Below are 21,676 nucleotides of genomic sequence, written 5' to 3'. Positions count from 1 at the left end.
CACATCTCGTGCCCGGCCCCTCGCGATCAGAAAGTAACACGGTAATTCAGCCAGAGATGCTGGCTCTCCGGTTTAGCGTTAACCAGATATTTCAAGGTTTCCTCGGGCGCCATCTCGCCGGCGGCGAGCCGGCAATTGACGCTGTAGGTGCCCAGATCGCCATAATCGGCCTGGCAGGGCTTTTCGGTGAGCTTACCGCCGAAGGTCGTGGTGAACGACAGGGACAGTATGCTGTTCGCACTCGGATGCAACTGTGTGAGGAAACCAAGCTTGAGGCTGGGCTCGATCCGATACTTCTCGCCTTGTTCCCCGGTGCCAACCCCCCAAAGAATACCGGTGTCCTGCGTGATCTGCGTTATCAGGTCCACATGCATGTCGACCCAGTCTGTCTGGTACCACTGGTTGAACGATATCCGGCTTCCGGTCTGCAACTCATACCCGCCGTCACCCAGGCCTCTCGCCTTGTCGCTGAGCGGCGAGCCCTGGTGGATGTCGATGAGCGATGTCGTCAATTCCTGGGCAACCGCCGGTGGCGTGCCGAGGAGCGCCCACGGCAGGAGCGCCGTTGCGCACAAACTCGCACGATTGCCAAACTTTTCGCGCATCCGCGAAACACCTCGCCCCACCGATTCCGGACCAGTGCCTGACGGCGACGGGCTTCTCTGGCAGCCCCTGTAGTCTGGATATCAGTCTGACGATCGCACGGGTTCGGTTACCGCACGGTTTATTTTAGCTGGAACAAATATGATTTTTCGAGGCGCAGGCCATGCGTCGAAAGAAAGCGATGCGACGCGCATTACCCGAGCGCCACCGCGGTTCCTTTGTTGATACCGACAGCCCCCGCTGCGCCCTACGCCGCGTCGCGGGCCTTCTCAATTCGGGAGCGGATAGCCTCGATCATCGTCTCGCGGATGATCGTCTCGCCATGCGTTTCGCGCATATGCTCGACGGCACGGCGCATGATCTCGGCCTCCTCGTCGGCACGGGTGTGCCAGTCGCAGCCGGGAACCAGCGATCCGCAGTGGAACTGCTTCATGGGATTTCTCCTCTTCCTCCATGGAGCCGGATCGACTGCCCTCTAGGGACAGGCCGGAGCTCCGCATCTTCTTGGCCCGCTGTGCGGCCTCGGAACCGGACAACGGGCAGGGTGAAGACCATAACACAGATGGGGTGGTATTGGTTGCGGTCAACGGTGAAAAGGCGGAGCAGCGCTGCTCCGCCCTCTTTACGCTAGCCCTGCGGGCAGGCCATCACTTCACGATCTTGACTGCCTCGGCAACCTTGTTCTTGCCGCTCATGTCCCACGTAATTCTGACCTTCTCGCCGACCTTCAGGCCAGGATCCTTGAAAGTCTCGGGAAGCGTAAAAGACGATCCATTGTCGAGAACCAGGCTCTTGGACGCCGTATCGAAGGTCTTGACCGTTCCGGTGGTATGCTTGACGGCGGCGAACGCCACCGAACCGGAAGCAAGAAGAGCGGCGGCGGCAGCGGAAACAATGATCTTTCTCATGCTGATATACTCCTGGAAGAGCGGGCATCCTTTTTCACGAAGATGATCCGCATCGTCTTTGGGCCGTCCGGTCGCGTCGAGTCGCGGCCCGCCTTGTTCCGACGCAATTCCGAAGGGAAAGCGGTTGCATTTCCTGGAATTGCCCTCAGGCAAACCACCGGCGCTTCCCGACCCAAATGCGACAAATAACCCAATTTTTTCAGACGGATATTAGACGAAAAAGATATTCCTGGCGTCACATTCCGCGCCCATTTTCGACAAATGGGACATCAATGCGGCTTCACGTCGCGCTCACCATCTTGTTACGGCCAGCGCGCCTCCGGCGGCAGGCTGGACAGGATCGAGGCGACATTGCCGCCGGTCTTCAGCCCGAAGATGGTGCCACGATCATGAAGAAGGTTGAATTCGACATAGCGGCCGCGGCGGATGAGCTGTTCGTCGCGGTCGCCATCGGTCCAGTTCTCGTTGAAGTTGGCGCGCACCAAATGGCAGTAGACGACGAGGAACGAACGTCCGACATCCTGGACGAAATTGAAATCGACGTTCCAGCCGCCCTTCTCCTCCGCCGAATGCAGCCAGTCGAAGAAGATGCCACCAGTGCCGCGCGGCTCGTTGCGGTGCGGCAGGAAGAAGTACTCGTCGCACCAGGCCTTGAAGTTCGGATAGTCGGCGACGCCGGCGTTCTTCTCGCAAGCAAACTGCATGGCACGGTGGAAGGCTATTGTGTCGGGATCGTCCTGCGTGCGGCGGCGGTCGAGCACCGGCGTCAGGTCGGCGCCGCCGCCGAACCAATGCCTGGATGTGACGACCATGCGCGTGTTCATGTGCACGGCCGGAACGTTCGGGTTCCACGGGTGCGCGATCAGCGAAATGCCCGATGCCCAGAAACGCGGGTCTTCCTCGGCGCCAGGCATCTGCTTCCTGAATTCGGGCGAGAACTCGCCATAAACGGTCGAAGTGTGGACGCCGACCTTCTCGAAGACACGGCCATGCATCATCGACATGGTGCCGCCGCCGCCCGTGCCTTGATCGCGCTCCCACGGCGTTTTTTCGAAACGGCCCGGCGACCACGAAGCCAGCGGCCCGCCGAGATCCTGCTCGATCTGCTCGAAGGTGGCGCAGATGCGCTCGCGTAGCGCCTCGAACCAAAGCCGGGCCTTCATCTTCTTTTCTTCGATGTCGGCGGGCAGCCCCGCCGGTATTTCAGGTCGTTCCAAGTGCCGTCTCCGGTTGCGGGGCGGTGAGTCGACAAAAGACTCGTCTTTTCCGGGCGCGATCCCTAATCTCTTAAGGGACAGGGTCAAGTCACTTTGGTTTCGCGCATGATCCTTTCCGAACCTCGATTCCGATTTCGGGGTCATGCGCCAGGTGCAAGGAGTTGTTTCGTGCGCACCCCGGCAAGACCGCCGCTGGATGGACTGAAGAAAAGGCTCGACCAAAGCCGGGCCGAGCGCGCGCGCATGCCGCGCGACGGTTTCCTGCGCGAGACCTTCGTCCTGCCGCGCTCGGATGCCCGCCTCAAGGCCAAGGAATGGTTCGAACGCTTCCCCAAGCAGGCCTACTGGACCGAGATCGAAAGCTGGTTCGAGCGCCCGGGGGATTTGATCGAGTTTACTATCAGGCGCTTGCCGGCGGCGGATTAGGATTTCCTCGCCCCGTTTGCGGGGAGAGGATGCCGGTAGGCAGGTGAGGGGCGGCGCGAACCTTCGAGTGCTGGCGCTGCCCCTCAGCCGCCTTCAGGCACCTTCTTCCCGTGCACGGGAAGAAGGAAGAACCAGCCGCCGCGCGCCAGTTCCCTCCCGGGCCAGCCGATCCTCCTTATTGCGCAGCGGACATTTGTCGATCGACATACAGCCGCAGCCAATGCAGTCGGTCAGCCCGTCGCGCAGTTTCTTCAACTGGGCGATCTTGTGATCGAGCCCGTCGCGCCAGGCTGTCGACAAAAGGTTCCAGTCGTCGCGTGTCGGCGTCCGGCCCTCGGGCAGGGATGCCAATGCCTCACCGATCTCGGCCAGCGAGATGCCGACCTCCTGCGCCACCTTGATGATCGCCACCCGGCGCAGCACGTCGCGGCCGTAGCGGCGCTGGTTGCCTGACGTGCGGTGGCTGCGGATCAGCCCGCGGGCTTCATAGAAATGCAGCGCCGACACCGCCACACCGCTGCGCGCAGCCACCTGGCCGACCGTCAATTCCAACGCTGATGCCATCTCGCAATTTCCGCTTGACCTCAAGTTAAGTTGAGCTTGTAGCCAAGAAAGCCTGGATGTGCAAACGAAGGAGAAGGCGGATGTGCGCCTGGGCAAAAATCACCGCGGACCGCGCTGCCGCCGGTCCCCTAGCCGAGCTGCCGGATGGCTTCGCCCGCCACCATGGCCACGGAAAGGGCGACGTTGAGGCTGCGCGCGGTGGGCCGCATCGGGATGGTCAGCCGAACATCCGCCGCCTGATGGATTGGATCCGGCACGCCCGCGGATTCGCGGCCAAACAGGAGGATGTCGCGGTCGGTGAAGCTGAAGTCGGTGTAGGGGGTCGTAGCCTTGGTCGACAGCAGCACCAGCCGATCCGCGCGCGCCTTGCGCCACTCCTCGAACGCGTGCCAGTCGACATGCCGGGTCAGGGCAGCCATTTCGAGGTAGTCCATGCCGGCGCGCTTGAGCGCTTTGTCGGAGAGCGGAAAGCCGGCCGGCTCGATGATGTCGACGCCAAGCCCGAGACACGCGGCGAAGCGCAGGATTGTCCCGGTATTGCCGGCGATGTCAGGCTGGTAGAGCGCGATGCGGAGACCACGGTTCACTTTCGCGTCCTTCTAATAAGTGGCAGATCGGCCACAGCTGCTTCGCGGTTTTGGAAATTCCTGGACCTGCGGGTGGCCATTTTCTGCGAAGTCGAGTATACGACCAGCATTGTCAACCCAAACCGATGGAGGGGTAATTCATGATGGCCATGCACATCCAGCGCCCCACCCGTGGGCTTACTTGCGCCCTGGCGGTTTCGGTACGACGTTTCTCCTGATCTTTTAGACACTTCCGCACCGATTTCCGCCGAAACCATACCCTGGTCTTCGAAGGAATCCTGCGATGTTTTTTAAGCTGCCGAAGGGGCCGATGGCCCCGTCCCAACGCGTCCCGACTGATCCGCCGCCGATCCCGCGGCACGATGTCGATCATCCTTTTCATCTCTATTTTCACACGGAGGACGGACCGATGTTCGATCCCTACAGAATACCGGGCTCGAGGAGCCTGCATGTCCACCGGCTGCCGACCTGGGCGCTGCTGATCGGCGAGACCTATTCGTCGGCGGTTCATGCCGAAGTGCGCCGGCGTCCGCATCGCGGCATGCTGCCGGATGTCGATTTCTCGCACGCGGTTCCCGACCCGAGCCGGCCGTCGCTGGTGCGCCGGATCGTCCGGCTGATCCGGCCGGGCGCGAAGAACCGGACTGGTGGCACCGTGCCGTCAGGATCGACAAAGGTGCCTGTCGGCGAAAAGCCGGCGAACCCCTATATAGCGCGAAGCAGGGCCGACGCTCCGGATGATTCCGGAGCGTCGGCCCTAGACGCCATGCGGTCCGAGGATTTTGTACGTCGCCAAGCCGCGTAAGCGGAAAACAGATTTTTACAGGCATGCCTATGTTGTTGTTTAGCTGGTTTGAAAGAAGGCTCGATCCGTTCCCGGCCGCGGAACCGGTCGAGCCGCCCAAGACGCTGGTTGCCTTCTGCCTGCATTATACGCGCGGGGCATGGCCCTATATCCTTGTCGATGCGGTGCTGGTGGCGGCCATCGCCATCGCGGAAGTGTGGATGTTCGGCTTCCTCGGCCGCATCGTCGACTGGCTGTCGGGGCAGAACCGCGAGACTTTCCTGCAGACGGAGGGCTGGAAGCTCGCTGGCATGGCCTTCATCGTCTTGTTTGCGCTGCCCGGCACGGTTTGGCTGCATTCGCTGCTCAACCAGCAGACGCTGATGGGCAATTATCCCATGCGCATCCGTTGGCAGGTGCATCGCTACCTGCTCAAGCAATCGATGAGCTTCTATCAGGACGAATTCGCCGGCCGCATCGCCACCAAGCTGATGCAGACCGCGCTCGCCGTGCGCGAATGCGTCATCAAGGTGATCGACGTCCTGAATTACGTCATCGTCTATTTCCTCGGCATGCTGTTGATCGTCGGTTCGGCCGACTGGCGGCTGGCGGCGCCGCTCGGCGTCTGGCTGGTCGGCTACATCCTGTTGCTGCGCTTTTTCATCCCGCGCCTGGGCAAGGTCGGCGAGGAGCAGGCCAATGCGCGCTCGACCATGACCGGCCGCGTCGTCGACAGCTACACCAACATCCAGACGGTCAAGCTGTTTTCCCATTCGCGCCGCGAGGCCGCCTTCGCCAGGGAAGGCATGATGGGCTTCCTCGACACGGTCTACCGGTCGATGCGGCTGGTGACGGTGCTGTTCGGCTCGCTCTACATACTGAACGCGCTGCTGCTGTTCTCGGTCACCGCCATCTCGCTGTGGCTGTGGATGGGGCAAGCGGTGACGATTGGCGCGGTTGCAGTGGTCATCGGCCTGGTGCTCCGGATGTGGGGCATGTCGCAGTGGATCATGTGGGAAATGTCGGGCCTGTTCGAGAATATCGGCACGGTGCAGGACGGCATTGCCTCCATCTCGCTGCCGCGCCTCGTCGAGGACAGGGCGAATGCCAAGGAGATCAGCATTTCCAAAGGCGATATCCGCTTCGAGGACATCCGCTTCCACTACGGCAAGCAGAAGGGCGTCATCGAAAACCTGTCGCTGACGGTGAAGCCGGGCGAAAAGGTCGGCATTGTCGGACGCTCGGGCGCCGGCAAGTCGACGCTGGTCAATCTCCTCTTGCGCTTCTACGATCTGGAGTCCGGCCGGATCCTGATCGACGGCCAGGAGATCGCCGGCGTGAAGCAGGATTCGCTGCGCGCCCAGATCGGCATGGTCACACAGGACACCTCGCTGCTGCATCGTTCGGTGCGCGAGAACATCCTTTATGGCCGGCCCGATGCCAGCGACGACATGCTTGTCGAGGCGGCGCGGCGGGCAGAGGCGCTGGATTTCATATCGGCGCTTTCGGACCATAGCGGCCGCCAGGGCTTCGATGCCTATGTCGGCGACCGTGGGGTCAAACTGTCCGGCGGCCAGCGGCAACGCATCGCCATTGCTCGCGTTATGTTGAAGGACGCGCCCATACTTATCCTTGACGAGGCGACGTCGGCGCTCGATTCCGAGGCGGAAGCCGCCATCCAGGAGAATCTCTACAGGCTTATGCAGGGCAAGACCGTCATCGCCATCGCGCACCGGCTGTCGACCATCGCGGCGATGGACAGGCTCGTCGTGATGGACCAGGGCCGCGTCATCGAGGAGGGTTCGCACGAGGAACTGATCGCCGGAGGCGGGCTCTACGCGCAGCTCTGGCAGCGCCAGTCGGGTGGGTTCCTGCTCGAAGACGGCCCGGTCGACGCCGCCAACGACGCAGTTGTAAAGGGACAAGCCGCAGAATGATGGCCGCCGCATGATGACAGCCGTCTACCGCTGGTTCGAGACCTGGGTCTACCCGTTCAGGGAGCCGGCGAATCTTCGGCCACCGGCCAGCGTCGCCGGCTTCCTCCGGCACTATGTCGGGCAGGCGAAGTTCGCCTTCTTCGCCATGCTGGTCATCGGCGGCATCGCGCCGCTGGTCGAGGCCGGCCTGTTCTATTTCGTCGGACGGCTGGTCGATATTCTCGACCAGTTGCCCGGCGAGCGGAGCTGGCACGCGCTGTGGACCGCCGCCGGCCCCGAACTTATGTTCATGGTCGCGGTGGTGCTGGTCATCCGCACCGTGGTCGTCGGGCTGTCGGCGCTGGTCGACGAACAGACGATCACGCCCGGCTTCTACAATCTGGTGCGCTGGCAGGCGCACCGGCATGTCTCGCGCCAGTCCTATGCCTTCTTCCAAAACGATTTCGCCGGCCGGATCGCGACGAAAGTCTGGCAGGCCGGGCAGGCGACCGGCGACCTGATGGAAAGCTTCATCGAGGTCGTCTGGTTCATGATCGTCTATACGGTGACGACGCTGGCGCTGGTCGCGGGGCTCGACCTCAGGCTCGCGGTGCTGGTGATGATCTGGATCACCGCCTTCGGATTTCTGGCCAAGCTCTATTTGCCGGCTATCCGCAAGCACGCCGAAGCGACGGCCGAGGCGGGCTCGATGATCAATGGCCGCATCGTCGATTCCTATTCCAATGTACAGACACTGAAACTGTTCGCGGCCGACGGAGACGACCGCTACATCAGGAACGGCTTCGACATCTATCTCGACGCATTGCGTCCCTTCACCCGCCGGTTGACCGGCGTGCGCATGGCGTTGACGACGCTGTCGGGCATCATGATCACGGCGATCGGCTGCTTTGCCGTCTATCTCTGGGTCGAGGGCTCGATCACCGTCGGCGCCGTCGCCTTCACGCTGTCGCTGGTGCTGCGCCTCAACATGCTGCTCGGACGGCTGATGATGCAGATGAACGGTATCTTGCGAAACCTTGGCGTGCTGGAGAACTCCAAGGCGCTGATCTCGCAGCCGCTCGGCCTGACCGACGCACCGGGCGCGAAAGAGCTGGTGGTGACGGGCGGACGCATCGACGTGAAGAATGTCGAATTCCACTACGGCAAGGGGTTTGGCGTGCTGAACGGCATCGACCTTGTCGTCAAGCCGGGCGAGAAGGTCGGGTTGGTCGGGCCATCGGGCGCCGGCAAGACGACGCTGGCCAACCTGATCCTGCGCCTCTACGATCTCGAAAGCGGCCGGATCACCATCGACGGCCAGGACGTCTCCGGTGTGACGCAGAATTCGCTGCGCGCCAATATCGGCGTCGTCAGCCAGGACACCGCTCTGTTCCATCGGTCGCTGCGCGACAACATCAAGCTCGGCATGCCCGATGCGACCGACGCGCAGGTGATCGCGGCGGCCAGGAAGGCCGAGGCCCATGAATTCATCCTGACCTTGCGCGACAACAGGGATCGCCAGGGCTACGAGGCCTTCGTCGGCGAGCGCGGCGTCAAACTGTCGGGCGGCCAGCGCCAGCGCGTGGCGATCGCCCGCGTCTTCCTCAAGGACGCGCCGATCCTGATTCTCGACGAGGCGACGTCGGCGCTCGATTCCGACATCGAGGCGGCGATCCAGGAGAATCTGACGCGGCTGATGGAGAACAAGACCGTGATCGCCATCGCGCACCGGCTGTCGACGATCGCGGCACTGGATCGCCTCGTGGTACTCGACGGCGGCCGCATCGTCGAGCAAGGCACGCATGACGAACTGGTGGCGCTCGACGGGCTCTATGCCCGGCTGTGGAAGCGCCAGTCCGGCGGCTTCCTCTATCACGAGGAAAGCGTGCTGGAAGAGACGCGGCCGGCGGAGTAGGCGCATGGATGAATCGCCAGAGATCGGCCCAGAGGTCGGCTATGTCCTCAAGCGTTTGCGACCAACCGTGGCGGCCTTCGACGCGTTGAAGGAAGAGAGCCGGCTGGAAGGCTACTGGATGCTGGTGCGCCTGGGGGATGGCTGGGCAAGCGGTCGCAACAAGTTCCTGAAGCGGGGCGAGGGACTGTTCGGGATGTGGCATGGCCGGGAACTCGCCGGCGTGTGCGGGCTGAACATCGATCCCTATTTCGAGGGCAGGGACCAGGGCCGGGTCCGGCACCTGTTCGTCAGTGCGCGCCACCGCCGCAACGGCCTTGGCCGCATGCTGGTCGAGACCGTGATCGGCCGGGCCGGCCAATATTTCACCGTGTTGAATACCCGCGCGCCGCCGGAGGCCTTCGGTTTTTATGAACGGCTTGGTTTTCAGCGCGTGGAAGGCGAAGAATTCGTCACCCACCGCATGGTGCTCGGGAAGGGGAACTGAAATGTCCTTGCGTCCGCCATCTCATCTTGCCGCCGCGTCGGCCGCCGAAGCGGCCTTCGATGCCCTTGGCCATGAAATCCTCGCCGAGAAGGCGGCGGCACTCGGTCGCGCGGGACAGCGCGTGGAAGAAACCTTGGCCCGGCTGCGCGACAATGGCGACGACGAGTTGCGCCCCCGTCTGCTCAAGGAGGCGGCCGCCGCGGTGCATGGCTATTTCATCCAGCGCGAATTGTGCGGCTTTCGCAAGCATGACGCCGTCATCCGCGAATACAACATCCCGAAAGCCGTGCTGGTCAGGCTTGGCGCCATGTAGAGTTGGAGCTTGCCGCGCTGATTTCCCTGTGGAAGCGGGCCAGGCGGGCGGCAAGCGCTTCGGGATTTTCATCGGCAACGAAGTGTCCGCTGCCGGCTATGATGTCGCCCTCGACATTTGAGAGCCCGGCTGCGCGCAGGCCATCGACATAGTCGCCGATGTCGCCGGACTCGGCCGCACCCCTCAGATACAGTACCGGAACCGCAATCGGCTTCGCGGGCCGCACGGCATTGACCTTGGCATCCTCGGGAAAGGCACGATACCAGTCGAACCCCGCCTGGAGGCTTTCCGGCCTTGAATAGGCCTTGGCGTAGATTTCCCTGGCGTCGTCAGGGATCGAGGCTCGATCCTTCGAAAGCACATTGAAGAAGAAGTCGAAATAAGCGCTCTGATGGCCGCTGACCAGCGTTTCCGGCAAGGCCGGGACGGCATGGAACGCGAAGTGCCAGATCCGCGGATCGCGAATGACCTTCTCCCACGGCGCGACGCCTGGAATGACGACATCCAAGATCGCCGCGCCGAAAAGGATGTCCGGATGGTCTCTCAACAAGGCAAACACGATCTGGCCGCCGACATCATGGCCGGCGGCCACAAGCTGGCGTAGTCCGCAAGTCTCTGCGACGCCTCTCATCAGTCTCGCCAGGGTTCTCTTGTCGCCAGCCCCGGGCAGGCCTTGCGAGCCGCCGATGCAGGGCAGGTCAGGGGCGACGACCCGGTAGTCGGCCGCCAACCGGCCGATCACCCGCTCGAAGGCGTAGGAGCTTTGCGGCCATCCGTGCAACAGGAGGAAAGCCGGTGCTCCGGCAGGGCCTGCCTCGCGCAGGGCAATGCTCAGCCCTTCGATTTCGATGGTCGAGGTTTGCATGTCCTGGCCCTGGCGGCTTTCCGGTTGGCTCCCATGCCGTAGATCTAGGCGCCGACCGGGAAGCCGCCAGGGTTATGCAGGAATTACTCCAGCCATTCGGTTATGAAGCTGCCGTTCTCGTGGATGTCGGTCGTTTCCAGCGGACCCGGGCCGAGATTGGTGAATTTGTGCGGCGTGTGCGGCGGCACGATGACGATCTGACCAGCGGTGGCCTCGATTTCCTGGTCGCCGACCGTGAACAAGGCGTTGCCCTGGCGGATGATGAAGATCTCCGCATAGGGATGGGCGTGCAGCCGCGGGCCGCCGCCGACGTCGGGCAGGTAGTTGAAGATCAGGCAGGAGTTCGAGCCGTAGGCGCCGCATTGCAGTTCGCCCTTCCAGTGGTTGGAACGAACAGCCCATTCCTCGCGATCGATGACATGCGCCATGCGGCCAAGGATAGATCACGCCGATGCTCCGTGTCGAGGCGAAGCCAGGCATCGGATTTGCGGTTGTTTCCCGGTTGTTTAGCCGCCTTTCGCGGCGCCTGGCCGTCCCGCCCGGCGACAGGGTATTTCGTCCCCGCGACAATCTGCCCTTGTGCCTTCACCCGTCTGGACAAAAACGGGCTTCACGCATAAACCGAAGTCCAAATGCCGGAGGAATTCGCTAGCCTGTTCGCCATGCGCTGTCGGGTTGGCGTGATTGAGCGGGGACAAGGCTCGGCCACCGGCGCGGAAGAGGCGAAAGGATCAGGCACCCGTGAGCGCAACCGACATCCACGATCCCAACCGTCGAGATTTTCTCTACGTCGCCACCGGCATGGCCGCCGTGGTTGGCGCCGGTGCCGTCGCCTGGCCGTTCATCGACCAGATGCGCCCCGACGCCTCGACACTGGCGCTCGCTTCGGTCGAGGTCGATGTCTCCTCGCTGACGCCTGGCAGCTCGCTGATCGTCAAGTGGCGCGGCAAGCCGGTCGTGGTGCGCAACCGCACCGAGAAGGAAATGAAGGACGGCGAGGCCGTCAGCCTGTCCGATCTCAAGGATCCGATCGCGCGCAACGCCAATTTGCCATCCGATGCGCCGGCGACCGACGCCAACCGCACCACGCCCGGCAAGGAAGCCTGGATGGTGATGGTTCAGGTCTGCACCCATCTGGGCTGTATTCCGCTCGGCCAGGAAGGCGATTTCGGCGGCTGGTTCTGCCCGTGCCATGGCTCGCAATACGACACTGCCGGCCGCATCCGCAAAGGCCCGGCGCCGGAGAATATGGCGATTCCGGTATTCAAGTTCGTTTCCGACACCAAACTCCTTATCGGTTGAGGCAGGGGATATTTCGATGAGCGAGGGACACTCGACCTATACGCCGAAGACCGGTATCGAACGCTGGTTCGACGCCCGCATGCCGCTGCCCAGGATGGTCTATGACAGCTTCATCGCCTATCCGGTGCCGCGCAACCTGAACTATATGTGGACCTTCGGCGGCATCCTGGCGATCATGCTGGTGGCGCAGATCCTGACCGGCATCGTGCTGGCCATGCACTATACGGCCGATACCAATCTCGCCTTCGGTTCGGTCGAGAAGATCATGCGCGACGTGAATTCGGGATGGCTGTTGCGCTACATGCATGCCAACGGCGCCTCGTTCTTCTTCATCGCCGTCTACCTGCACATCTTCCGCGGTCTCTATTACGGCTCCTACAAGGCGCCGCGCGAGCTTCTGTGGATCCTCGGCTGCATCATCTACCTCCTGATGATGGCGACCGGCTTCATGGGCTATGTGCTGCCATGGGGGCAGATGAGCTTCTGGGGCGCCACCGTCATCACCGGCTTCTTCAGCGCCATTCCGCTGGTCGGCGACTGGATCCAGCAGCTGCTGCTCGGCGGCTTCGCCGTCGACAATCCGACGCTGAACCGCTTCTTCGCGCTGCATTACCTGCTGCCGTTCATGATCGCCGGCGTCGTGGTGCTGCATGTCTGGGCGCTGCACGTCGTCGGCCAGTCGAACCCGACCGGCATCGAGGTCAAGTCGAAGACCGACACCGTCGCCTTCACCCCCTACGCGACCATCAAGGACGCGTTCGGCATGATCGTGTTCCTGTTCGTCTTCGCCTATTTCGTCTTCTACCTGCCGAACTATCTCGGCCATCCGGACAACTACACGGTCGCCAACCCGCTGAAGACCCCGGCCCATATCGTTCCGGAATGGTACTTCCTGCCGTTCTACGCGATCCTGCGCGCCATCACCTTCAACGTCGGGCCGATCAATTCCAAGCTCGGCGGCGTGCTGTGCATGTTCGGTGCCATCGTCATGCTGTTCCTGGTGCCGTGGCTCGATACCTCCAAGGTGCGCTCGGCGGTCTACCGGCCCTGGTACAAGCTGTTCTTTTGGCTGTTCGTGGCCGATGCCATCCTGCTGGGCTGGCTGGGCTCGCAGCCGGCGGAAGGCAGCTATGTGTTCATGGCGCAGATGGCGACGCTGTTCTACTTCGCCTTCTTCCTCATCATCCTGCCGGTTCTTGGCCTGATCGAGACACCGCGCAGGCTGCCGAACTCGATCACCGAGGCGGTGCTCGAAAAGAACAAGGATGGCAGCGGACATCCGGTGGGCGCCACCGCAGCACCTGAGACCAAGGGCTGAGCGGTAGAGAATCTAAGGGGATTTGGCATGAAGAAGATTCTCACCTCGCTGGCGCTGATCGGCCTTGTGGCCGCCGGCACCGGAGTAGCAGGCACTTGGGCGTTAGCGGCTGAAGAAGCGCACAACGCGGCGGCACCGACGCATTTCCCGATCAACGAGCCGAAGGAAATGAACTGGAGCTTCACCGGCCCGTTAGGCACCTATGACAAGGCGCAGCTGCAGCGCGGCCTGAAGGTCTACAAGGAAGTTTGCTCGGCCTGCCATTCGATGAACCTGGTGGCGTTCCGCACGCTGTCGGACCTCGGCTATAGCGACGCGCAGATCAAGACGCTGTCAGCCGAATACACCATCCACGACGGCCCCAACGATGCCGGCGACATGTTCGACCGTCCCGGCAAGCCGTCCGATCATTTCCCGGCGCCGTTCGCCAATGAGGAAGCCGCCGCTGCCTCCAATGGCGGCGCGGCGCCGCCGGATATGTCGCTGCTGGCAAAGGCGCGCGGCGTCGAGCGCGGCTTCCCGCAATTCGTCTTCGACATCTTCACCCAGTATGATGCCGGTGGTCCCGACTACATCCATTCGCTGCTGACCGGCTACGACCAGACGCCCCCGGCCGGAATGGTCATCCCGGAAGGCACGCACTACAACCCGTATTTCATGTCGGGCGTGTCGCTGAAGATGCCCAAGCCGCTCTCCGACGGCCAGGTGACCTATGACGACGGTTCGCCGCAGACCATCGACCAGTATTCCCGCGACGTGGCTGCCTTCCTGACATGGGCGGCCGAGCCGCACATGGAAGACCGCAAGAAGATGGGCTTCCGCGTGCTGGTGTTCCTGCTTCTGTTCGGCGCCCTGGTCTACATGACCAAGCGCAAGGTGTGGGAAGCCGTCGCGCATTGAGCGATGCCGCAGTCTGAAATTCAAGAAACGGGCGCCGCGAGGCGCCCTTTTCTGCTTTTGCGGTGGATTGCGCCGTCACGTCTCGGCGGTGTCACATGGCCGTCACCACACATCGCGATCCTGCGGCGCTCTCATCAAAGGATCACGCCCATGAAAAGATACGCATCGCTAGCGGCAGGCCTGCTGCTGCTCGTCGTTGGTTCCACGGCCCGCGCCGAAGACGCAAAGCCCTTCATCACCAACAAGGACGTCGACCTGACGATGATCCTACCGCCGCCGCCGGCAAATGATTCGGCCGAGACCAAGGCCGAGTTTGGCGAGGTGCTGACCATGCAAGTCACGCGCACACCTGAAATGGAAGCCCGCGCCATCGCCGATGCCGAGGAAAACGTCTGGCGGTTCGCCGACGTCATGGGACCGAATTTCAACAAGGACAAGCTGCCGAAATTCAGCGCCTTCTTCGATCGCGTGGTGGAGACCGAAGGCGCCGTCGTCGATCCGGCGAAGGACGTCTGGAAGCGCCCGCGTCCGCACCAGCTCAGCGACCTCGTGAAGCCGGTGGTGAAGCTGTCGAGCTCCGGTTCCTGGCCGTCGGGCCATGCGACCGTCGGCACGATGATGGGCATCATCCTGTCCGACATGGTTCCGGAAAGGCGTGCCCAGATCATGGCGCGCGCGGCCGAGTTCGCCCATAACCGCATCGTCGGCGGCATCCACTATCCGTCCGACGTCGAGATGGGCAAGATTTCCGGCAGCGTCATCGCCGCGGTCTTGCTCAACCGCGATGACTTCAAGGTCGAGTACGAAGTGGCCAGGGCGGAGCTTCGTTCCGATCTCGGCATGTAAGACCGGCCGATAGGCTCTGTTCGAGCGGGGCGCCTTCGGGCGCCCTTTTTCGTGTCGGCCACGGCCTGGGCCCACGGCAAGGAAATCGCCTGGCATCGCTGCCAAATCCTTTGCCGGATGCGCTTGTCTCGACCGTCACATCGCGCTAGCCGTTGTCGGCCGCGCCGGGTTACGATCGGCCCCCGCGCCGTTTCGCTTCTGTCAGCTGGATCATCCGGAGCCGCTTCATGAAATCCTCGCTCGAAGACACGCTGCTGGCGTCGATCCGAACCATCCCGGACTATCCCAGGCCCGGCATCCTGTTTCGCGACATCACCACGCTGCTCGGCAACGCACGCGCTTTCCGCCGCGCCATCGACGAGCTGGTGCATCCCTATGCCGGGCAGAAGATCGACAAGATCGCCGGCATCGAAGCGCGCGGCTTCATCCTGGGCGGCGCCGTCGCCCACCAGCTCTCGGCCGGCTTCGTACCGATCCGCAAGAAGGGCAAGCTGCCTTATGAGACCGTGCGCGTCGCCTACAGCCTGGAATACGGGCTGGACGAGATGGAAATGCACAAGGACGGCGTCGCGCCCGGCGAGAAGGTGATCCTGGTCGACGATCTGATCGCCACCGGCGGCACGGCGGAAGCGGCGGTCAAGCTGCTGCGCCAGATCGGGGCGGATATTCTCGCCGCCTGCTTTGTCATCGACCTGCCGGATCTGGGCGGGCGCGCGAAGCTCGAAGCGCTCGGCGTGCCGGTGCGGACGCTGATCGGGTTCGAGGGGCATTGAGGGGTCGAGTCTTTTCCTTCTCCCACAAGGGGAGAAGGAAGAGACGCCTCACCCAACCCTCACCAGCACCGCACTTTCGAATTCCAGCACCTTGCCGCCGGTCGAATCGGAGGCCTCGCAGAGCAGCGCCAGCAACCGCCAGCCGGGGCGGGACGCGATGGGGCGGTGGGAAAGCGCCGTGCGCGTGAAGGTGATGGTTTGCCCGGCGTAGACGGGCTTCAGCCATTTCAGGTTCTTGAATCCGGGCGAGGGGCCGAATTCGGGCACCGGGCCGTCCCAGCCTTCGGCGTCCAGGCGGGTCTCCAGATTCAGTTTCATCCAGGTGGCCGCGGTGTGCCAGCCGGAGGCGCAGAGCCCGCCAAGCACGCTCTTTCTCGCCGCCTCCTCGTCGATATGAAAAATCTGCGGGTCGTATTTGCGGGCGAACGCCTTGATCGCCTCGGGTTCGAAAGTGTGCGAACCGAGTGTGACGGACGTGCCGATGCGGAAGAATTCATCCAGCGTCATGACGCATTCCCGGCGGCATCGCGCGTCAGGAACATGACGGAATTCTGGAGCTCGAAGACGCTTTCGCCGCGCTGGTTGACAAGTTCGCTGCGCATGGTCACGAAACCGAGCTGCGGCTTCGACTTCGACAGGCGGCTGGCCAGAACCACGAGGTTGCCCCGCAGCGTATCGCCGGCGAGCACCGGCTTCTTCCATTTGACCTGATCGACGCCGGGCGCGCCCTGACAGGTGGAGTCCAGCAGGAAGGCATCGCACAGCATACGCATGAACATGGCGCAGGTGTGCCAACCCGAAGCCGAGAGGCCACCGAGAATGCTGGCCTTGCCGGCCTCCTCGTCGAGATGCATCGGCTGGGCGTCGAACTCGCTGGCGAATTCGATGATCTCGGCCGCGCTCACCTGTTTGGTGCCGAGCTCGAACGAGGCCCCCTCGACGAAGTCCTCATACGCCCATGTCTTTCCGGTCATGGTCTGCAAATCCGTTGTAGAATGCGCGATCCCTTTGGATCGGCAAACCCGGATGCAGGCCGCGGGCGGTTTGGTCAAGCCCTTTCTGGTGAGCCAGCCGGCGCGATCGGGCCCGCGGCGTCGGTCAGAGCCTGCCGCCGCGCCTCCGATCGCGCCGACGAGCATGGAGCACGACAGGTCCGGTTTCGTTTTCGCAACGGGCGCTACGCGAGATCGTCAACCGAGACATTGAGAGCGGCGGCGATGCGCTTGATCGTGTCGAAGGTACCGTCGCGGGTGCCCGTCTCAATCTGCGAGAGATAGCCTGCGCTGATCTCTGTCTTTTCAGCGAGGTCGCGAGCCGACATCCCGCGATGCTCGCGCCAGACGCGGATTTTATTCTCGCCCTCCAGGATGCGGTTGACGACGGCGGCCGGGATAAGCTCTTCCTCGCCGGCAGCGATCTTTTGCTTGATCCGATCGTAGGTTTGAATGTCGGCCGAGTCCTCCGCCGCTTCAACAAGGCTCTCGTAATCGGCGAGTGGCAGAATAGCCATACGATCCCCGTTCGGCGTGGTAATGATGGTGGGCTTGTTCATGTCCTCAGTCCTCGTAGACAGCCCGCGACAACCATGCCGCAGGGATGGTGCTGTCCAACCGAGGGGCGGGTCGTTCTACAGCGACCTCCTCAGGTGTTGAACTTGAACATCATGACGTCGCCGTCCTGGACGACGTATTCCTTGCCTTCATCGCGTGCCTTGCCGGCTTCCTTGGCCGCCACTTCGCCGCCCAGCGTGACGAAGTCGTTGTAGGCGATGGTCTGGGCGCGGATGAAGCCGCGTTCGAAGTCGGTGTGGATGACGCCGGCGGCCTGTGGGGCCTTGTCGCCCTTGTGGATGGTCCAGGCGCGCGTTTCCTTCGGCCCGGCGGTGAAATAGGTGATCAAATGCAACAGGTCGTAGCCGGCGCGGATGACCTTGTTCAGGCCAGGCTCGTCGAGCCCAAGCGAGGACAGGAACTCCATCTCCTCCTCATCCGAGAGCTGGGCGACTTCGGCCTCGATCGCGGCCGAGATCACCACGGTGCCGGCGCCCTGCGCGGTGGCCATCTTCTCCACGGCCCTGGTGTGCTCGTTGCCGGTCGCGGCATCGACCTCGGCGACGTTGCAGACATAGAGCACGGGATGCGAGGTCAAGAGGTTCAGGCCCTGCAGGATGCGCAGGTCCTCCGCCGAAATCCCCTTGAGCAGGATGCGGGTCGGCTTGCCGGCCTGCAGCAGCTCGAGTGCCGCCTCCATCATCGGCAATACGGTCGTCGCTTCCTTGTCCTTGCTGCCCGCGCGCTTGCGGATCTGGACGATGCGGCGCTCGATGCTGTCGAGGTCGGCGAGCATCAGCTCGGTCTCGACCGTCTCGGCGTCGGCGACAGGGTCGATGCGGCCCTCGACATGGGTGATGTCGTCATCCTCGAAGCAGCGCAGCACATGCACGATGGCGTCGACCTCGCGGATGTTGGCGAGGAACTGGTTGCCCAGCCCTTCGCCTTTGGAGGCGCCGCGCACCAGGCCGGCAATGTCGACGAAGGAGATGCGCGTCGGGATGATCTCCTTCGACTTGGCGACCTCGGCGATCTTCTGCAGGCGCGGATCGGGCACCGCCACCTCGCCGGTGTTCGGTTCTATGGTGCAGAAGGGATAATTGGCGGCCTGCGCGGCGGCCGTCCTCGTCAGCGCGTTGAAAAGCGTCGACTTGCCGACATTGGGCAAGCCAACGATGCCGCATTTGAAACCCATTTTGTCCGGTCCTATCGGGAAAAAGCGAAATTTGATGAGGGCTATGGGCGATAGGGGTTAGGAACGTCAAGCCCTGTAAGGCCACATGCGCCTACGCTTCAGTCCTTGTTGCCGAAGAGTTTCTTCAGCATGGCGGCCATCGGGCCGGTCTCGGGCAGTTTGGCGGGCGCCTGCTGGGGGCGGGCCTGGCGGACATGGCTTTGCTGTTTCGGGCTTTGCTGTTTCGGGCTCGACTGCTTCTGCGCCGGCTTTTCCGGATCGACGCCCGCCTTACCCTGGACGGCAAGGGCGGCCTTGTTCATGAAGCCGGATTCGTCGCCCTTGACGATCATCGCCGCATTGTCGGCGATCGCGTCGAGCAGCGGGTCGAGCCAGTCGCGGTCGGCCTTGGGGAAATCGCCGAGCACATGATGCTGGACCATTTCCTTGACGCCGGGATGGCCGACGCCGATGCGCACGCGCCGATAGGCGTTGCCGACATGGCCGTCGATCGAGCGGATGCCGTTGTGGCCGCCGGCGCCGCCGCCGGTCTTGATACGCAGTTTGCCTTCGGCAAGATCGATCTCGTCATAGAAGACGGTGAGGGCGGAAAGGTCGAGCTTGTAGAAGCGCAGCGCTTCGCCGACGGACTGGCCGGACAGGTTCATGAAGGTCTGTGGCTTGATCAGGATGATCTTTTCGCCGCCGAGCGTGCCTTCGGAAATCAGGCCCTGGAACTTCTTCGACCAGGGCGAAAAGGAATGGCGGCGGGCGATAGCGTCCGCCGCCATGAAGCCGACATTGTGCCGGTTTTCAGCGTATTTCGCGCCCGGATTGCCGAGGCCTGCAAAGACAAGCATCGTCGCCTCCGGGCGTGAAAAGAGTTACTTCTCTTCGGCGGCGGGAGCCGCTTCGGGAGCCGCAGCCTCAACCGTCTCTTCCGTCTCCGGCTTCATCGCCGACGAACCGGCAACGGTCGCGATGGTGAAGTCGCGGTCGGAGATGACCGGCTTGACGCCGGCCGGCAGCTTGACCGCCGAGATGTGGATCGAATCGCCGATGTCGGCACCGGTGAGATCGACGGTGATGAATTCCGGGATCGCATTGGCCGGGCAGTGGAACTCGACTTCGTGACGCACGATGTTGAGCACGCCGCCGCGCTTGATGCCGGGCGACTTGTCTTCATTGATGAAGTGCACGGGAACATCGACGTTGACTTCGGTGTCCTTGCCGATGCGCAGGAAGTCGACATGGACAGGGAAATCCTTGACCGGGTCGAGCTGGAAGTCCTTCGGCAGGACCTGGATCTTCTTGCCGTCGACATCGATCGTGGCGACCGTGGTCAGGAACCCGCCGCCATGGATCTTGTAGTAGATGTCCTTGTAGGTGAGCGCGATCGCCAGGGGAGGCTGTCTGTCACCGTAGATTACTGCAGGCACTTTACCGTTGCGGCGAACTGCACGGGCGGACCCCTTACCGACCTGTTCGCGCGCTTCGGCCTTGAGCTCGTAAGTATCGTGGCTCATGGCTTTTCCTTTCGCGTGTTATGGAGCGCCTACGGTTGGCGATGCGCCAGGCCGTAAACGTCGAAAGCCGCCAGACCTCGATGCCCGAATGCCGGAAACCGCAGCGAGCGGATCTTTGTTCGGGATCACAAGGGGAAGGCAGCCTTCCGCCGCGTTGCCTCCAAGGGTGTCTACGCGGGTGGCGGCTCTATAGCGGAAGGCGGGCAGGCGTGCAAGCGGAGGTGGGAAAGGCCGTCGTTAACGGTCGCCGCTCAACGCATCGCGCAGTGCCTGGACCTGCCGGTTCAGGGCGTCGAGTTCGGCCAGCGTCATGCCCGAGCGCTCAACCAGGGTCTCGTTCAGGCAATTGCACTGGACGAGAAGCTTGCGGCCGGCTGATGTCAGGTCGACCTGTACCTGGCGCTCGTCGGTCTGGCTGCGCCGGCGGGTCACCAGGCCGGATTGTTCCATGCGCTTGACCAGCGGCGTGACCGTGCTCGATTCCAGAGCGAGCCTGTGCGCGATCGTGCCGATAGACATGCCGTCGACCTCGCCCAGCGCGTTGAGCACGAGATATTGCGGATAGGTGATGCCCATCTCGTCCAGCATCGGCTTGTAGGTGCGATTGATCGCCATGCTGGTGGCGTAGAGCGTGAAGCACAGCTGATTGTCCAACGGGAGAGGCACGACGCATTCCTTTGCCGATTAAACGCCTAAAATATGTACTACGAAAAATGATATCGCGATACATATTTTTTGTAGACATGGGGGATCAAGCTGCGCTAGCGATATCTATATCGCGATATTGTTTATCGCGATACTAATCAAACGGAGATTGAGATGACCTCGCAGACCAAATCAGGCTCAGGCAGCGGCACGATCACCACCAAGGACGGCACGCAGATCTATTACAAGGACTGGGGAACCGGCCAGCCCATCGTCTTCCATCACGGCTGGCCGTTGAGCAGCGACGACTGGGACGCCCAGATGCTGTTCTTCCTGTCACAAGGCTACCGCGTCATAGCCCATGACCGCCGCGGCCATGGCCGGTCGACGCAGACGGATATCGGCAACGAGATGGACACCTATGCCGCCGATGTGGCTGAACTTGTCGCGCATCTCGACCTTAGGGATGCCATCCATGTCGGCCATTCGACCGGCGGCGGTGAGGTGGCGCGCTATGTCGCCCGGTATGGTGCGGGCGGCCGTGTCGCCAAGGCAGCCTTGCTCGGCGCGGTGCCGCCGATCATGCTCAAGACCCCAGCCAATCCCGGCGGCCTGCCCATCGAGGTGTTCGACGGCTTCCGCGCCGGCGTTGCCGCCAACCGCGCGCAGCTTTATGTGGATGTTCCCGCCGGCCCGTTCTACGGCTTCAATCGCCCGGATGCGCAGGTTTCGCAGGGTGTGATCGACAACTGGTACCGCCAGGGCATGATGGGCGGCACCAAGGCGCACTATGACTGCATCAAGGCCTTCTCGGAGACCGACTTCACCGAAGACCTGAAGAAGATCGACGTGCCGGTGCTGGTCATGCATGGCGACGACGACCAGATCGTCCCCATTGCCGACTCGGCGCTGTTGGCCATCAAGCTGCTCAAGAAGGGCGAGCTCAAGGTCTACAAGGGCTTTCCGCACGGCATGGCCACGACCCACGCCGAAATCATCAACGCCGACCTGCTGGCCTTCTTCAAGGCCTGAATTCCTTCCCGCCTGAACGGCAAAGGCA

General features: G+C 62.7%; 27 protein-coding genes. 12 read left to right on the top strand and 15 right to left on the bottom strand.

The genetic code is table 11. The features are described from left to right. Positions 1-26: 26 nt before the first annotated feature. The 4 genes from O7A60_RS08440 to hemF form a co-directional block, all read right to left on the bottom strand. Positions 27-605 (bottom strand): hypothetical protein, encoded by a 579-nt coding sequence (locus O7A60_RS08440; RefSeq protein WP_337105852.1) that lies wholly within the window; start codon positions 603-605, stop codon positions 27-29. Between the two features lie 245 nt (positions 606-850). Beyond that, positions 851-1,036: a DUF1059 domain-containing protein gene (locus O7A60_RS08435; RefSeq protein ID WP_140504895.1), complete on the bottom strand. Its 186-nt coding sequence runs from the start codon at positions 1,034-1,036 to the stop codon at positions 851-853. Positions 1,037-1,250: 214 nt separating this feature from the next. Then, positions 1,251-1,664 carry a DUF1344 domain-containing protein gene (locus O7A60_RS08430; RefSeq protein ID WP_337105851.1) on the bottom strand — a complete coding sequence of 138 codons (414 nt, stop codon included), beginning with the start codon at positions 1,662-1,664 and terminating at the stop codon, positions 1,251-1,253. Positions 1,665-1,813: 149 nt separating this feature from the next. Beyond that, complete coding sequence (gene hemF / locus O7A60_RS08425) at positions 1,814-2,728, bottom strand: oxygen-dependent coproporphyrinogen oxidase (RefSeq protein ID WP_337105850.1); 915 nt, start codon at positions 2,726-2,728, stop codon at positions 1,814-1,816. A gap of 168 nt (positions 2,729-2,896) precedes the next feature. On the opposite strand from hemF, the gene O7A60_RS08420 reads away from it, so the two are divergent. After that, a complete protein-coding gene (locus tag O7A60_RS08420; RefSeq protein ID WP_023770299.1) occupies positions 2,897-3,154 on the top strand; it encodes a hypothetical protein in 258 nt (85 codons plus the stop codon). Positions 3,155-3,247: 93 nt separating this feature from the next. On the opposite strand, the gene soxR is transcribed toward O7A60_RS08420, so the two are convergent. Then, positions 3,248-3,718 (bottom strand): redox-sensitive transcriptional activator SoxR, encoded by a 471-nt coding sequence (soxR, locus tag O7A60_RS08415; RefSeq protein WP_337105849.1) that lies wholly within the window; start codon positions 3,716-3,718, stop codon positions 3,248-3,250. Between the two features lie 128 nt (positions 3,719-3,846). Then, a complete protein-coding gene (locus tag O7A60_RS08410; protein ID WP_337105848.1) occupies positions 3,847-4,305 on the bottom strand; it encodes a tRNA (cytidine(34)-2'-O)-methyltransferase in 459 nt (152 codons plus the stop codon). A gap of 409 nt (positions 4,306-4,714) precedes the next feature. On the opposite strand from O7A60_RS08410, the gene O7A60_RS08405 reads away from it, so the two are divergent. From O7A60_RS08405 to O7A60_RS08385, 5 genes are read left to right on the top strand one after another with little or no spacing between them, the layout of a single operon-like run. Then, entirely contained in the window at positions 4,715-5,110 is a 396-nt protein-coding gene (locus O7A60_RS08405) for a hypothetical protein (protein WP_337105847.1), read from the top strand. 29 nt (positions 5,111-5,139) lie between these two features. Next, complete coding sequence (locus O7A60_RS08400; protein ID WP_337105846.1) at positions 5,140-7,026, top strand: ABC transporter ATP-binding protein; 1,887 nt, start codon at positions 5,140-5,142, stop codon at positions 7,024-7,026. Between the two features lie 10 nt (positions 7,027-7,036). Further along, positions 7,037-8,920, top strand: a complete 1,884-nt coding sequence (locus O7A60_RS08395) for an ABC transporter ATP-binding protein (RefSeq protein ID WP_337105845.1) — start codon at positions 7,037-7,039, stop codon at positions 8,918-8,920. A 4-nt stretch (positions 8,921-8,924) separates the two neighbouring features. Continuing rightward, positions 8,925-9,404, top strand: a complete 480-nt coding sequence (locus O7A60_RS08390) for a GNAT family N-acetyltransferase (RefSeq protein WP_337105844.1) — start codon at positions 8,925-8,927, stop codon at positions 9,402-9,404. Between the two features lies 1 nt (position 9,405). Next, positions 9,406-9,717 carry a DUF6665 family protein gene (locus O7A60_RS08385; protein ID WP_337105843.1) on the top strand — a complete coding sequence of 104 codons (312 nt, stop codon included), beginning with the start codon at positions 9,406-9,408 and terminating at the stop codon, positions 9,715-9,717. On the opposite strand, the gene O7A60_RS08380 is transcribed toward O7A60_RS08385, so the two are convergent. Further along, positions 9,698-10,582 carry an alpha/beta fold hydrolase gene (locus O7A60_RS08380; protein WP_337105842.1) on the bottom strand — a complete coding sequence of 295 codons (885 nt, stop codon included), beginning with the start codon at positions 10,580-10,582 and terminating at the stop codon, positions 9,698-9,700. The genes O7A60_RS08385 and O7A60_RS08380 overlap by 20 nt on opposite strands. A gap of 83 nt (positions 10,583-10,665) precedes the next feature. Next, positions 10,666-11,010 (bottom strand): cupin domain-containing protein, encoded by a 345-nt coding sequence (locus tag O7A60_RS08375; RefSeq protein ID WP_337105841.1) that lies wholly within the window; start codon positions 11,008-11,010, stop codon positions 10,666-10,668. 313 nt (positions 11,011-11,323) lie between these two features. Between O7A60_RS08375 and petA the strand changes: the two genes are divergently transcribed. The 5 genes from petA (at position 11,324) to O7A60_RS08350 (ending at position 15,721) form a co-directional block, all read left to right on the top strand. Next, positions 11,324-11,884, top strand: a complete 561-nt coding sequence (gene petA / locus O7A60_RS08370; protein WP_015316073.1) for a ubiquinol-cytochrome c reductase iron-sulfur subunit — start codon at positions 11,324-11,326, stop codon at positions 11,882-11,884. A 16-nt stretch (positions 11,885-11,900) separates the two neighbouring features. Further along, positions 11,901-13,202, top strand: a complete 1,302-nt coding sequence (locus tag O7A60_RS08365) for a cytochrome b (RefSeq protein WP_337105840.1) — start codon at positions 11,901-11,903, stop codon at positions 13,200-13,202. Between the two features lie 27 nt (positions 13,203-13,229). Beyond that, complete coding sequence (locus O7A60_RS08360; RefSeq protein ID WP_337105839.1) at positions 13,230-14,102, top strand: cytochrome c1; 873 nt, start codon at positions 13,230-13,232, stop codon at positions 14,100-14,102. Positions 14,103-14,252: 150 nt separating this feature from the next. After that, positions 14,253-14,948, top strand: coding sequence for an acid phosphatase (locus O7A60_RS08355; protein ID WP_337105838.1), 696 nt, complete (start codon positions 14,253-14,255; stop codon positions 14,946-14,948). A gap of 227 nt (positions 14,949-15,175) precedes the next feature. Next, positions 15,176-15,721 carry an adenine phosphoribosyltransferase gene (locus O7A60_RS08350; RefSeq protein ID WP_027143364.1) on the top strand — a complete coding sequence of 182 codons (546 nt, stop codon included), beginning with the start codon at positions 15,176-15,178 and terminating at the stop codon, positions 15,719-15,721. Positions 15,722-15,769: 48 nt separating this feature from the next. On the opposite strand, the gene O7A60_RS08345 is transcribed toward O7A60_RS08350, so the two are convergent. The 7 genes from O7A60_RS08345 to O7A60_RS08315 all read right to left on the bottom strand — a co-directional run bounded on the left by O7A60_RS08345 (position 15,770) and on the right by O7A60_RS08315 (position 20,637). Continuing rightward, positions 15,770-16,228, bottom strand: coding sequence for a MaoC family dehydratase (locus O7A60_RS08345; protein WP_027143363.1), 459 nt, complete (start codon positions 16,226-16,228; stop codon positions 15,770-15,772). After that, complete coding sequence (locus O7A60_RS08340) at positions 16,225-16,695, bottom strand: MaoC family dehydratase (protein WP_337106049.1); 471 nt, start codon at positions 16,693-16,695, stop codon at positions 16,225-16,227. Before O7A60_RS08340 ends, O7A60_RS08345 begins: the two co-directional genes overlap by 4 nt. A 203-nt stretch (positions 16,696-16,898) precedes the next feature. Next, entirely contained in the window at positions 16,899-17,273 is a 375-nt protein-coding gene (locus tag O7A60_RS08335) for a helix-turn-helix transcriptional regulator (protein WP_337105837.1), read from the bottom strand. Between the two features lie 89 nt (positions 17,274-17,362). Then, positions 17,363-18,466, bottom strand: coding sequence for a redox-regulated ATPase YchF (gene ychF / locus O7A60_RS08330; protein WP_140504923.1), 1,104 nt, complete (start codon positions 18,464-18,466; stop codon positions 17,363-17,365). Between the two features lie 98 nt (positions 18,467-18,564). Beyond that, entirely contained in the window at positions 18,565-19,305 is a 741-nt protein-coding gene (pth, locus tag O7A60_RS08325) for an aminoacyl-tRNA hydrolase (RefSeq protein ID WP_337105836.1), read from the bottom strand. Between the two features lie 24 nt (positions 19,306-19,329). Further along, on the bottom strand, positions 19,330-19,971 hold the full coding sequence (locus O7A60_RS08320; RefSeq protein ID WP_337105835.1) for a 50S ribosomal protein L25/general stress protein Ctc: 642 nt from the start codon (positions 19,969-19,971) through the stop codon (positions 19,330-19,332). A 237-nt stretch (positions 19,972-20,208) separates the two neighbouring features. Beyond that, positions 20,209-20,637 (bottom strand): MarR family winged helix-turn-helix transcriptional regulator, encoded by a 429-nt coding sequence (locus O7A60_RS08315; RefSeq protein ID WP_337105834.1) that lies wholly within the window; start codon positions 20,635-20,637, stop codon positions 20,209-20,211. 153 nt (positions 20,638-20,790) lie between these two features. Here O7A60_RS08315 and O7A60_RS08310 point away from each other — a divergent pair, with 153 nt between their 5' ends. Then, positions 20,791-21,648 (top strand): alpha/beta fold hydrolase, encoded by an 858-nt coding sequence (locus O7A60_RS08310; protein ID WP_027143357.1) that lies wholly within the window; start codon positions 20,791-20,793, stop codon positions 21,646-21,648. Positions 21,649-21,676: the final 28 nt, after the last annotated feature.

The sequence above is a fragment of the Mesorhizobium salmacidum (SeqCode) genome (assembly GCF_037179605.1).
Classification (GTDB): Bacteria; Pseudomonadota; Alphaproteobacteria; order Rhizobiales; family Rhizobiaceae; genus Mesorhizobium; species Mesorhizobium salmacidum.
The sequence above is the reverse complement of the archived record's forward strand: the minus strand, read 5'-3'. Positions and strand labels throughout refer to the sequence as shown.